Source organism: Plantactinospora sp. CA-294935 (assembly GCF_050936445.1).
GTDB lineage: Bacteria > Actinomycetota > Actinomycetes > Mycobacteriales > Micromonosporaceae > Plantactinospora.
The window spans coordinates 5,935,464-5,947,955 of the sequence record NZ_JBNJMU010000001.1 but is presented as its reverse complement, the minus strand read 5'-3'; the positions used below and the strand labels follow the sequence as shown (position 1 = coordinate 5,947,955).

Sequence of the window (12,492 nt, the reverse complement as noted above, 5' to 3'; positions counted from 1 at the left end):
GTCCCGCGCCAGCGGTGGCTGCGTGGTCGATTCGGTACCGGGCCGCGGACGGCACGCTTTCCGGTATGGCAATCATCGAGGTAGACGGCCTCGTCAAGCGCTACGGCGAGCACACCGCGGTGGACGGGGTCAGCTTCGCCGTCGAGCCGGGCGAGATCTTCGGCATCCTGGGCCCCAACGGGGCGGGCAAGACCACCACGGTCGAGTGCGTCGAGGGGTTACGGACCCCGGACGGTGGCGCGATCCAGGTCTGCGGCATCGACCCGCGACGCGACACCGGTGAGCTGCGGCAGTTGCTCGGCGCGCAGCTCCAGGAGAGCGAGCTGCCCGACAAGCTCAAGGTCGGCGAGGCGTTGGAGTTGTTCAGCTCCTTCTACCGCCAGCCCGCCGACTGGCGGGATCTGGTCGACACCCTGCGACTCACCGACAAACTCGGCACGCAGTTCCGGCGGTTGTCCGGCGGGCAGAAGCAGCGGCTGTCGATCGCACTCGCGCTGATCGGCAACCCGAGGGTGGCGGTACTCGACGAACTCACCACCGGCCTGGACCCGCAGGCGCGACGCGACACCTGGGATCTGATCGAGGACATCCGCGACCGGGGCGTGACGATCCTGCTGGTCACGCACTTCATGGAGGAGGCGGAGCGGCTCTGCGACCGGCTGGCCGTGATCGACTCAGGTCGGCTCGTCGCGCTCGATTCCCCAGCCGGGCTCGTTTCGAGGATCGACGATCAGCAGCGCATCCGGTTCCGGCCGTCGGCGCCGCTGGACCACGCCGTGCTGACCGCGCTGCCCGAAGTCACATCGGTGGAACGGGCCGGCGGCCAGCTCGTGGTCACCGGTACCGGAAACCTGCTGCTCGCGGTGACCACCGTGCTCGCCCGCAACCAGGTCGTCGCCGCCGACCTGCGGATCGAGCAGACCTCGCTGGAGGACGCCTTCGTCGCGCTCACCGGCCGACCCTTCGAAGCCTGAGGAGACCGCCTTGTCCGCCCTGTCCCGGCTTACCGCCACCGAAACCAAGCTGTTCCTCCGCGAGCCCATAATCGTGTTCTTCGCGCTCGCGTTCCCCCCGATCCTGCTCGGCATCTTCGGGGCGGTGCCGCCGTTCCGGGAACCCGACCAGTCCCTCGGCGGCCTGCGGGTGATCGACCTGTACGTGCCGATCATCGTCGCGATGAGCCTCGCCATGTTCGCGCTCAACGGCCTGTCCCAGCTCTTCGCCACGTACCGGGAGAAGGGTGTGCTGCGGCGCATGCGGACCACCCCGGTCAAACCCGCGATGATGCTCGGCGCGCAGCTACTGATGTCCACGATCATGTCCGTGGGCACCATGGCGGTCGTGCTGGCCGTCGGCCGGCTGGCGTTCGACGTACGCCTGCCCCGGCAGATTCCGGCCTACCTGCTCGGCTACGTGCTGGCAGCGCTGGCAATGTTCGCGATCGGTCTGCTCGTCGCCGCGCTCGCGCCGAGCGGCAGGAGTGCCGGCGCGATCGGGACCGTACTCTTCTTCCCGATCGTGTTCTTCGCCGGCCTCTGGATACCACGCGACAACATGAACGACGTGCTGCGGACGATCAGCGACTTCAGCCCGCTCGGCTCCGCCGTGCAATCGTTGCAGGATGCGACGGCCGGGCACTGGCCGCAGCCGCTGCACCTGGCTGTCATGCTGGGCTGGACGATCGTGGCCGGTGGGCTGGCCGCGCGGTACTTCCGCTGGGAGTAGGTCGCTGAGCGCCGAGGAGTAGGTCGTGAGCATCGAAGCCGAGCTGCGTGCGGAGTTCGACCGCTGGGAGCGCAGGGAGATAGCGCTCTTCAAGGTCCTCCCGTACCTCCTCCTGGCGGCCAGCCTCCTCCTCACGCTGCTGCGGCCGGCCTGGGACGGGCCGATGCACGTCTCGGCGGTGCTCGGGCTCACGCTCGCGACCGTGCTCTGGTTGCTCTGTTTCCACACCCTCCACCCGGAGTGGCACCAGAACACCCCGCTGATGGGCCTCTACTACACAGGCCTGATGGTGCTGGCCGCCGGCCTGGTGGCGCTCGCGCCCTTCTTCACCCTCTTCACCTTCATCGGCTACCCCCAGGCGTTCCTGTACCTGCAAGGCCGCTGGCGCTATGCCGGCGTCGCGGCCACGGCACTGATCTCGGCGGTGGGGTACCTGGGTGGAGCGGCCGACCTCGTCGCCGGGGCGTGGCCGGAATGGATCGCCATCAGCCTGGTCAGCGTCGTGTTGGCCGGCGCGTTCTTCTACTTCGCCGAGCTGGCCGACCAGCGCAACCGCAGGCAGCGGCAGGCGCTCGTCGAGCTGCACGAAACCAACGTCAAGCTGGAGGCGGCGCTGGAGGAGAACGCCGGCCTGCACGCCCAGTTGCTGGTCCAGGCCCGCGAGGCCGGGGTCCTCGACGAGCGGCAGCGGATGGCCCGGGAGATCCACGACACCCTCGCCCAGGGGCTCGCCGGCATCCTCGCCCAGCTACAGGCCGCCGAGCAGACCCTGGACGAGCCGTCGCCGTCGCGCCGGCATGTGACGAACGCGATGAACCTGGCCCGGGAGAGCCTCACCGAGGCACGTCGGACGGTGCACGCGGTGGAGCCGGCGATGCTCGCCGAGGCCCGGCTGCCGGACGCGATCAACGACGTGGCCAGGCGCTGGGCGGAGGTGCACCACATCGACACGGTGTTGACCACCACCGGCGACGCCCGGCCGATGCACGCCGACGTCGAGGTGGCACTGTTACGGACCGCGCAGGAGGCGCTGGCCAACGTGGCGAAACACGCCCGGGCCAGCCGGGTCGGCCTGACCCTGTCCTACATGGAGGACCTGGTGACGCTCGACGTACGGGACGACGGGGTCGGCTTCGAACCCGGCGCCAAGCGGGCCAACGGCTCCACGAACGGAGGGTTCGGGCTCGGCGGCATGCGGCAGCGGGTACAGCGTCTCGCGGGCCGGTTGGACATCGAGTCCGAGCCGGGCGGCGGTACCGCGATCTCGGCGGCCGTGCCGGCGATCCCCGCCGGAGGTGCGGATTGATATCGCTGCTGATCGTCGACGACCACCCGGTGGTGCGGGACGGGTTGCGGGGCATGTTCAGCGCCGACCCGCGCTTCGAGGTGCTCGGCGAGGCCGGCGACGGCGCCGAGGCCATCGCCGCCGGGGAGAAGCTCCGGCCCGACGTGATCCTGATGGATCTGCGGATGCCGAGGACCGACGGGGTCGCGGCGATCAGGGAACTGGCCAGCCGCGGTGTGCCGGCCCGGATCCTGGTGCTCACCACGTACGACACCGACAGCGACGTGCTGCCCGCGATCGAGGCCGGCGCCACCGGGTACCTGTTGAAAGACGCGCCGCGGGAGGAGCTGTTCCGCGCGGTCGAGGCTGCCGCGCGCGGACAGGCGGTCCTCTCCCCCGCCGTCGCCACCCGGCTGATGGGCCAGATCCGCCAACCGGCCACGGAGCCGCTGTCGCAGCGTGAACTGGAGGTCCTGGAGCTGATCGCCCAGGGCTCCACCAATCGCGAGGCCGCCCGGCAACTCTTCATCAGCGAGGCGACGGTCAAGACCCACCTGCTGCACGTGTACGCGAAACTCGGCGTCAACGACCGGGCGGCCGCCGTGGCCACCGCCTTCTCCCGCGGCTACCTGACACCACGGGGCTGACGCCTTCGACCAAGGCCGGGTCGATCCGGCAGGGCGGGGAAAACCGGTGCCGGCGGCAGGCGACGCCGCAGCTCATGTCCCGGAGGCGTTTCGGAAAGAGCAGCGACCGCTGCTACATCCGTCTGGCGATGACGATTGACCTGCCGGCAACCTCGTCGCCTGACACACGTGGCCACCGAAATTGCATCGCCAGAAATCAATGGCATAAGTATGCTGCCACCACCGTCCCGCCACCGCAGGGCGGAGAGCACAGTCGACCGGTGAGGGAGAACTATGCGCTGGCGTAACGGGGCGTCAAGTTTACTCGTACTGTCCCTGTTGGTAAGTGTGGCGGCAGCCGTCGTGATGAGCCCGGGTGTGGCCTCGGCCGACCGGGCGAAGGCGTCCGCCGTTTCATACTGGCTCCTCAACGGCCACAGCCGAAAGTGCGCGACGGTGCAGGGAGCATCCACTACGACCGGGGCTCCGGTGATCCAGTACGAGTGCGAGTTCAGCGGTCCCGCCCCCTACAACGGGGAGTGGTTCATCGAACCCGTGGGCACCGGCAACACCATCCATATCCGCAACCGCCACAGCAACCAGTGCCTCGTCGTCGAGGGAGCGAGCCGGGCAAGCGGGGCGGCAATCGTCCAGTGGCCGTGTGCGCTCGTCCGGGAGCCAGCCCCGTACAACGAGGAGTGGACGATCGAACATCTGGCCACGGGCTGGGCCCACGTCCGCAACTATCACAGCGACATGTGCCTCGTAGTCAAGGGGGCGGGTACGGCCAACAACGTCCCGCTCATCCAGTACCCGTGCGGAAACTTCCAGGAACCCGCGCCGTACAACGAGGAATGGCTGATCTGACCCGGGCGCGACCACGACAGCCCGGACCCGGTGCGGGGAGGGTCCTGCCCCCGCACCGGGTTGCCACCGGGTATCCGTCATCGTTGCCAGCCGGACGGGAGGCCTGCCGACCGGCCCGTCCGTGATCGGCGCGCATGCCCCGACCACCGTCGGATGCGGCGTGGCCGGTACGGCGGCCACGGAGCGTGAAGGCCCCGACTCGGGCCAGCACGCACGTACAGCGGCAGACATCCGGATGCGTGCCGACTCGCGCCGAGCACCCGCCGAATGCGATCATCGTCTTCATGGTGATGATCAGAGAGATCGATGGCGCGTAGGTCACCGGCGGTGGCGCGGGCAGGGCTTCCCCGCCGGGGTGAAAGCCGCACGACTGCGGCGATCGATGGGCTGAGCGCCGGAACCGTCAGGCAGATCGTGGCCGTCGAGCGTGCGCGTCTGTGGCCCGGTGCGGTCGCTGGTGCTCTGATGGCGTGGAGACGCACCGTTCATGGGTCGTCCGCACGACTGCTGCAGGACGCCGCCAACGCGGGCTGTCCCTGTTGTGACCCACTCGAGCACCGCGACGTGCTGGAACAAGCCTTGACGGCGCTCGGCCCGCAGGCGCGCCGGGAGGTGCAGCGCATACTCGGTCCGTTGGACGAGGTATTTCAACGTCGCACCCATCATGACCCGGTGGCAGCGACCGGGATGCCGTGGTGGCGTAGGCGTACCTGACGTACCCCACCGCCAGCCCTTCCGGCGGGCATGACCTGCATCAGACGGGATGGCTACGGCAAAGCGCCTGGTCAGCCATTCGGTCTCGCGACGCTGAAGAGCCGAGCCAACTCATCATCCAATTGTTCCACGATGGCATATCCTTCCTGGCCCGGCAGTGGGAGCTGGAACAAGAACGACGTCCCGATTACGGTTCTCACGGCCTCGTCGCCGGACCGTAGGCACTCATTGAGAAAATTGAGCACTCCCCGCCAGTCGAGTTGGTCACCACCCGCGCCATCGCCAGGGTTCGCGACGTACGCAGCAACCACCTTGCGCGTCACCTCCACCCCGAAAAAGATGTGCGCAAGGAACTCTTCCGGATCGTGATAGTAAAAGTCGAGGTTCTCCCCCAGGCTGGGGAAGCTCTCGACGAGATCGAGGGCGAAGCGTTCCTCAGCCCTTGTCATTTGCCACCACCACCTCCGTCACCTGCCGTTCCCAGGTCCGCCGTCGCAACTGGATCCGACGCGCCCGTCAGCCTGACTTCTGTCGCCCGCGCCGTACCCGCACCCCGTCGGGTTTCAAGACCCGGACGCGTACGCTGAGCTGGGCCTGCTACCCGGCTCGGGCGTACGCGACGATCAGCCCCACGACTTGTGCCAGTCCGGGGCGGGGTTCACGTCCACTTCTCGGCCGTCCTCATGATCAGTTCCAGGCTCTGGTCACTGGGCGGAGCGTAGCCCCGGACCGGCAGCAGCCGTACGAGGGATGTGCCAATTTCCCGTCGGCGGTGCGGGACCATGCGGTGCACGGCGAGCCTGGTCGCAGACTCGCCGTGCACCGTGCCGGTATCGCTGACGGAGGTTACGGGCGCCGCCGGGTCCGCCGGGTCGGGGAGCGATCTGGTACGCCTGCCGCCACCTCCCGGCCACTGGCGGCCGGGTTCCGTTAGGAGTGGCAGCCGGCTGGTGGCCGCGCAGGCCGGTGCTCAGCCGGTCTTGGCCAGCGGGGCCTTGCCGGTCGTACCCTCCGGCATCAGTTCCTCGGCGGCCTTGAGCTGCTCGGAGGTGACGTTCGGGCGGCCGAAGATCCGGACCGCCTCGTAGTAGATCGTCGCCAGGCCGTAGCAGGGCGGCCGCAGCGCGTCGGAGTAGGTCGCGCAGACCCGCTGCATGTCGCCGTAGAAGGCGAGGTCGAGGCGGTCCTTGTTCTCCGGGAACCGCTGGGCCGCCTTGTAGTTGCGGTAACCGAAGTCGTGGCGGATGCAGGAGAGTTCGAAGGCGAACCCGAGCGGGTTGTCCGGAGCGCCGGTACAGCCGTCGTTGGACCAGTCGAACATGTACGCGGCCAAGAGCGCCTGGTTCAGCCGGGCCGCGTCCCACCCGGCATAGCTGTCGGAACCGGTCTGCGTCAGGCTCGCCAGCACCGCCAGCCGGTTCGGGGCAAGCCCGGTGCCGAAGACTCCGGACCCGACCGACACCGAAATGGTGGGGGTGCCGAGGCCGGCGCAGGCGCTGAGGTAGCGCTGCCCCGCCGGCAGTGCGAAGCAGCCGGCCCAGGTTGATCCGTCCAGCGTCTGCAACGCCAGATTGAACCCGATCTCCAGCTGGCTACCGCCATCGTAGACCCGGCCGTCGATCAGCACCGCCCCGAGGCTGTAGCCGTAGTAGTCATTGCCGAAGCTGAAAACACCAGCGGCCGCGACCACCTGCCCGTCGTACGGAGAGCCGGTCGTTCGTTCGATCAGGTACGCCTGGCCGGCGCCCGCGAGGTAGAAGTTGCAGACGATCTCTGCGAGGTAGTCGATCCGCACGTCGAGACCGACCCGGGTCACGTATCCGCTGATGTACGGCGTGCACCCCGGGGCCTCTGCCTGGGTGCCGTCGACTCTGCGGGTGGCTGCACCCGCGTCCTTCGTACCCAGTTTCATCGCGGCGCCGTCCGACTTGTCCAGCGCCTGCTGTGGGCCAGCGGGTCGCTTGGCGGCGTCCGGCGTCGCCTTGGACACGCCGGCCGGAGCTGAGGCCGCCAGCTTGGGGATGCTCGGCGCGCCGGGGTTCGCTCGCGCCCCGGCGTGCGCCGGTAGGGTGTTTGCCAACGCCCCGACCAGCGCCAGCGTCAACCCGAGTGTCCACGCCGATCTCCGGCCGATGATCCGTGCCGTGCCTGTCCGTTTCACTGTCGCCTCCATCGCTGGTGCCGGTTTCCGACAAGCTCCCAGCGCGGACTGAACGGAGATTGGACGCCGGCTGGAGGTGGTTCCGGTGGTGGCGTTTAATCGGTTCAGTGCGGACGGCGACGCGTGTCCTCGTCATACCCTCGACGGGTGGCAGCAGGCACCGGCTCCGCGGGACCACCGCGACGACGGGATCCCATCAAAATCGTTCCGTACGATGCGCGGTGGCCGGCCGCCTTCGCCCACGAGCAGACCCGGATCGAGGCCGCGCTCGGAAAACGTCTCGTCGGCCGCGTCGAACACATCGGCAGCACGTCGATCCCCGGCCTGGCAGCCAAGCCGATCATCGACATGCTCGCCCTGCTCGAGGACTATGACCAGAGCGCCCGCGTCGTGGCGGAGCTGGGCGCCATCGGCTGGGTCCACGCTCCCGAGCCTGGCGACCGGGAGCAGCGCAAGTGGTCGTTCTGCTTCCCCGACATCGCGTGGCGCACCCACCACCTGCACATCTGGGAGAACGGGTCCCGGCACTGGCGACACCTGCTGCTCTTCCGCGACCACCTCCGCCGGCACCCGGACCTCGCCACCGAGTACGCCCGGATCAAGACCGATCTCGCGGCGGCGGACGACCATGACCGGCAGAGATACAGATCTGGCAAGGCACCGTTCATCCAGGACATCCTTCGACACCTGGACGTAACCCACTGAACCTTTTTCGACCTGGACCGCGCGGCGCTAACGCACCGCATCCAGCCTTGCGGTCCGTCGGACCGCAAGGGGAGGTTGAAAGAGGTGGCCGGGATTCGGGGTGTACCGCACCTTCCGGTCGGCGGTGATCGTCACCCGGCCGTGCCGGGGGTACTCCCTGATCGTGATCGGGGCGGTGCTGGTGATCCAGTCGTTGGCCGTGACGATCTCACGTACCACTCGTCCTCGGTCATCCAGCGTTCGAGGTGCTGGATCCGGCCGTCGCCGTGCAGCACCAGCACCCCGGTCCCGGCGTCGGAGGTGGACCCGCAACAGGTCGGGAACGACCAGGTGATCACCGCCTCGCTGGTGCCGTTGCCGTCGAGGTCGTCGACGATGGACGAGACGTCGCCCGCCCATCTGAACTCGTCGGGTCGGAATCCTCCGGTGCCGTCACTGATCACGCGGGCGAACCCCGCGCACTCGAGGCCTTGGACGTAGACGTCGTCCCTACCATCGCCGTTGAAGTCCGCAGTACCGATGAACCAGTGGAAGCCGCCGCCTATCTGCCGGTCGTGCACGAGCTGGAAGTCCTCGTCGAGCACCAGTACGTCGCGGAGCGGTGTGCGGTTGTTGTTGTCGCTGAAGGCGAGCAGCAGTTCCGGACGGCCGTCCCCGCGCGGGTCGGCGATGGTACCCATGTCCGGGCAGTTGTGCGGTCCGATGGCATTTGTTTCGAGGTAGCGGTGGCCGACCGGGGACAGGTAGCCGCCGCCCGGCCTGCCGTACGCGACCGAGACGAAGCATCCGCAGTTGTCGGCAGCACCGGTGTAGACGGTGAGCCGATCGCGATGGCCGTCGTCGTTGACGTCACCGTAGAACGGCTCGCCGGGCCTCGCCGCCACTGCCGGCGGCGCGGTCGTCACCGTGGTGGCCAGCGCCAGCACCACCGCCATGACCGGTCGTTTCCCCCACATGATGGGTCAACCTTTCACGGCGCCGGTCAGCCCTCCGACGATCCGACGCTGGAACAGACTGAAGAACAACAACGCCGGGAGCATCGACAGGGAGGTGAACGCCAGGACCTTGGCCGTGTCGACCGAGTACTGCGACGCGAACGCCTGCACTCCGAGGGGCAGCGTGAAGGTCTCCTCCCGGTTGAGGATGAAGAGCGGCAGCAGGTAGCTGTTCCAGCTAGCGATGAAGGTCAGGATGGCCACGGTGATCACCCCCGGTTTGGAGAGCGGCAGCACCATGCGCCAGAAGAAGCCCAGTCGGCTGCAGCCGTCGATCGACGCCGCCTCCTGAATCTCGTCCGGGATGGCCCGCACGAACGGGACCAGGATGATGATCGTCATCGGGATGGCGAACCCGATCTGCGGAAGGATCACCCCGGGCAGCGTGTTCATCAGTCCGAGGGTCCTGACCAGGATGTAGAGCGGGGTGATCGCCACGGTGAGCGGGAACATCAGGCCGGCGGCGAAGAGCGAGTACATCGCTCCCCGGCCCCGGAACCGGTAGCGGGCCAGGATGAAGCTCGTCATGAGGCCGAGGGTGACGACGCCCGCGGTGGTGAATCCGGCGACGATGGTGGAGTTGAGCACCTGCTGCCAGAACACGCCGCCGGTCAGGACGTCGAGGTAGTTGCTGGCCTGCCAGGGGCTCGGCCATCCCGCCGGGTCGGTGGTGATCTGCGCATTCGTACGGAAGCCACCGAGGACGATGTAGCCGACCGGGGCCAGCATCGCCCCGATGAGCAGCAGCGCGACGAAATACACGGCCGGGCTTCCCCAGGCCGTCTTCCGGCTGCCCCGGGTCGGCCTGCGCGCGGCTACGGCGGTCGCGGCCATCAGTTCCTCCCTCCGGTGATCGCGCCCTCGGTGTCACGGCGCAGGACGAACCGTTGGTAGACCAGCGCGGCGACCAGCGAGACGAAGAACAGGATCACGGCCACGGCGTTGCCGTATCCGTACTCCCCCGCGTTGCGACCGTTGGCCACCATGTACGTGGCCATCGTCGACGTCCCGGCCGTGGAGGCGACGTACTGGCCCCAGATGATGTAGACGAGGTCGAACAGTTGCAGGGCACCGATCATCGACAGGAAGGCCCAGATCCGGATCGTCGGCCCGAGCAGCGGCAGCGTGATACGGCGCTGGATCTGCCAGTAGGACGCACCGTCGATCGCCGCGGCCTCGATCAGCTCGTCCGGGATGCCCTGCAACCCGGCGAGGAAGAGGATCACGGCGAAGCCGATGTACTTCCAGGTGAGGATGCCCATCAGCGTCCAGATCGCCTTCTCCGGGTCGGCGAGCCAGTCGCTCTGTAGCCAGCCCAGTCCGAGGTCCTGGAGGAGGGCGTTGACGGCGCCGTTGCCCTGGAGCATCAGGCTCCAGCCGGTGCCGACGACCACCTCGGAGATCACGTAGGGGACGAAGACGAGTACCCGGATGAGCGTCTGCCCGCGCATCTTCCGGTTCAGCAGCAGGGCGAGCAGGACGGCGGCCGGCCCCTGGAGCACCAGGGAGAGCACGACGATCGCGGCGTTGTGCTGCAACGCGTCGACGAACGTGCCGTCCTGGAAGACGAGCAGGTAGTTGCGAAGGCCGACGAACTCGGTCGGCGGGCCGTACCCCTGCCAGCTGAAGAAGCCGTAGTAGGCGGCCATGGCTACGGGGAAGATGACGAAGGACAGGAAGACGAGCAGCGTCGGCCCCGTCATCAGCGCGATTTCCAGCCGGGCGGGCCACCCGATGCCCTTCCGGGCACCGCGCCCGACCGGGGGCGGCACGACAGGCGCGCCACCCCCGACCGTCGTCAGACCCGCCGACCGGTCCCGCGCGAGCGGTACGCTCTCGCGCTCTGTATCGAACATCATGTACGGATCTCTAGGCCCTCTTGGCGGCGGTCTTGACCGCCTTGACGATGTCCTCGGGGCTGCCCTTACCGGCCAGCAGGTTCACCACGGCGGTGTTGAGGGCGTTGCCGACGTTCTGCCCGTAGACCGTGTCCAGCCACTGCGAGACGAACGGGGCCTTGCTGTATGCCGCGATCACGGACTTCAGATGCGGCTCGGTCACCTTGCCCTGGGCCTCGCTGTTCACCGGCGGTGCCTGGAATGCCTTGTAGTAGGCCTCCTGCACGGGTGTCTGCAACAGGAAGTTGAGGAAGGCGGTGCACTCCGCCTTGGGGGCCTTGGCGGAGCAGGAGTAGCCGTCGACGCCGCCGAGGATGGCGCCGGGCTCACCCGCGCCGCCCTCGATGCTGGGGAAGGGGAACCAGTCCAGGTCGGGCAGCGGCTTCTTGTCCGGCGTCAACGAGCCGATGACACCGGGGTTCCAGGCACCCATGAGTTCCATCGCCGCCTTGTGGTTGGCGAGGAGACCGGCCGAGCTTCCCGCGCCCTGCTGGGCCGACGTCGTCAGGAATCCGTTGTTGAACGGCTGCGTTGCGGCGAAGCGCTGCACGTCCTGGCCGGCCTTCAGCCAGCACGGGTCGTCGAAGGTCATGCTCTTGGCGGTCTCGGTGACCGTGCTGGTGCTGCACTCGCGCAGCGCGAAGAAGTAGTAGTAGAAGGCGGCCGGCCAGGCGTCCTTGGCGCCGAGGGCGATCGGCTGGGTGCCTGCGGCCTTCAGCTTGTCGACGGCGGTCTGGAGTTCGGCGAGGGTGCTCGGCGTCTGGGTGATGCCGGCCTTGCCGAACAGGTCCTTGCTGTAGAAGAAGCCGCCGGGCAGCACGGCCACCGGCATCGCGTAGACCTTGCCGTCGATCGTCTGTGCCTTGAACGACCCCTCCGAGACCACCTTCCTGGTGGCGTCGCTGATCCCGCCGGTGATGTCCATCAGCTGGCCAGCCTTGACCATCGCGGCCATCTTGCCGCCGCCGCGCTGCATGAACACGTCAGGGGCGTCGCCGGAGTTCAGCGCGGTCTGGAGCTTGCCGTCCAGGTCCTCGTTCTGAATGGACTGGATCTCCATCTTCACGTTCGGGTTGGCGGCCTCGAAGTCGGCGACGGTCTTCTCCCAGAAGGCCTTGCCAGGACCCGCCGTGGCGTTGTGCCAGAAGCTCATCGTGACGTTGCCGCCGCTACTGCTGTCGCCCTCCGAGTCCCCCGCACCACAGGCGGCCGTTCCCAGCACGCCCGTCGCCAGGACTACCGACAAAGTCAGTAGCTTTCCTGCCCTCATCAACCTGTCCTCTCTGCCGAGTGCACCCCGCTGAGTTCCCTCTGGACGAACAGGAACGCCGGTCCCGGCGGTCCGCAGTGGATGCGGAGGACCCTGTCCCCACCTGTCGACAGACACCGGTCCGGCCGCCGGGCCCACAGCACCTAACGGCCGCCACCATCGCCGTCGAGCGTCACATCAAGTGTCTATCGACCGGCAAAGACTCGCAGACGGAACCGAGAAAAACAAGACACGTTTCTGAAACTT

12 protein-coding genes are annotated in these 12,492 nt (G+C 68.0%); 6 read left to right on the top strand and 6 right to left on the bottom strand.

Annotation, left to right across the window (positions count from 1 at the left end):
- Positions 1 to 65: 65 nt before the first annotated feature.
- The 5 genes from ACQEVC_RS26425 (at position 66) to ACQEVC_RS26405 (ending at position 4,503) form a co-directional block, all read left to right on the top strand.
- Complete coding sequence (locus ACQEVC_RS26425) at positions 66 to 974, top strand: ABC transporter ATP-binding protein (protein WP_432882441.1); 909 nt, start codon at positions 66 to 68, stop codon at positions 972 to 974.
- A 10-nt stretch (positions 975 to 984) separates the two neighbouring features.
- Complete coding sequence (locus ACQEVC_RS26420) at positions 985 to 1,725, top strand: ABC transporter permease (protein WP_432882438.1); 741 nt, start codon at positions 985 to 987, stop codon at positions 1,723 to 1,725.
- 25 nt (positions 1,726 to 1,750) lie between these two features.
- Positions 1,751 to 3,031, top strand: a complete 1,281-nt coding sequence (locus tag ACQEVC_RS26415) for a sensor histidine kinase (protein ID WP_432882436.1) — start codon at positions 1,751 to 1,753, stop codon at positions 3,029 to 3,031.
- Complete coding sequence (locus tag ACQEVC_RS26410; protein WP_432882433.1) at positions 3,028 to 3,657, top strand: response regulator; 630 nt, start codon at positions 3,028 to 3,030, stop codon at positions 3,655 to 3,657. Before ACQEVC_RS26415 ends, ACQEVC_RS26410 begins: the two co-directional genes overlap by 4 nt.
- 273 nt (positions 3,658 to 3,930) lie before the next feature.
- Positions 3,931 to 4,503 (top strand): RICIN domain-containing protein, encoded by a 573-nt coding sequence (locus ACQEVC_RS26405; RefSeq protein WP_432882430.1) that lies wholly within the window; start codon positions 3,931 to 3,933, stop codon positions 4,501 to 4,503.
- Positions 4,504 to 5,288: 785 nt separating this feature from the next.
- On the opposite strand, the gene ACQEVC_RS26400 is transcribed toward ACQEVC_RS26405, so the two are convergent.
- A complete protein-coding gene (locus ACQEVC_RS26400) occupies positions 5,289 to 5,666 on the bottom strand; it encodes a DUF7674 family protein (RefSeq protein WP_432882427.1) in 378 nt (125 codons plus the stop codon).
- Between the two features lie 521 nt (positions 5,667 to 6,187).
- A complete protein-coding gene (locus tag ACQEVC_RS26395) occupies positions 6,188 to 7,378 on the bottom strand; it encodes a phospholipase A2 (protein WP_432882425.1) in 1,191 nt (396 codons plus the stop codon).
- 147 nt (positions 7,379 to 7,525) lie between these two features.
- Between ACQEVC_RS26395 and ACQEVC_RS26390 the strand changes: the two genes are divergently transcribed.
- A complete protein-coding gene (locus tag ACQEVC_RS26390; RefSeq protein WP_432882422.1) occupies positions 7,526 to 8,083 on the top strand; it encodes a GrpB family protein in 558 nt (185 codons plus the stop codon).
- Positions 8,084 to 8,214: 131 nt separating this feature from the next.
- Here the strand turns inward: ACQEVC_RS26390 and ACQEVC_RS26385 are convergent, their stop codons facing one another.
- From ACQEVC_RS26385 to ACQEVC_RS26370, 4 genes are read right to left on the bottom strand one after another with little or no spacing between them, the layout of a single operon-like run.
- Positions 8,215 to 9,039 carry an FG-GAP repeat domain-containing protein gene (locus ACQEVC_RS26385; RefSeq protein WP_432882419.1) on the bottom strand — a complete coding sequence of 275 codons (825 nt, stop codon included), beginning with the start codon at positions 9,037 to 9,039 and terminating at the stop codon, positions 8,215 to 8,217.
- A 6-nt stretch (positions 9,040 to 9,045) separates the two neighbouring features.
- A complete protein-coding gene (locus ACQEVC_RS26380; RefSeq protein ID WP_432882416.1) occupies positions 9,046 to 9,912 on the bottom strand; it encodes a carbohydrate ABC transporter permease in 867 nt (288 codons plus the stop codon).
- Positions 9,912 to 10,937: a carbohydrate ABC transporter permease gene (locus ACQEVC_RS26375; RefSeq protein WP_432882413.1), complete on the bottom strand. Its 1,026-nt coding sequence runs from the start codon at positions 10,935 to 10,937 to the stop codon at positions 9,912 to 9,914. The genes ACQEVC_RS26380 and ACQEVC_RS26375 overlap by 1 nt, the downstream gene beginning before the upstream one ends.
- 10 nt (positions 10,938 to 10,947) lie before the next feature.
- Complete coding sequence (locus tag ACQEVC_RS26370) at positions 10,948 to 12,129, bottom strand: extracellular solute-binding protein (RefSeq protein WP_432882411.1); 1,182 nt, start codon at positions 12,127 to 12,129, stop codon at positions 10,948 to 10,950.
- Positions 12,130 to 12,492: the final 363 nt, after the last annotated feature.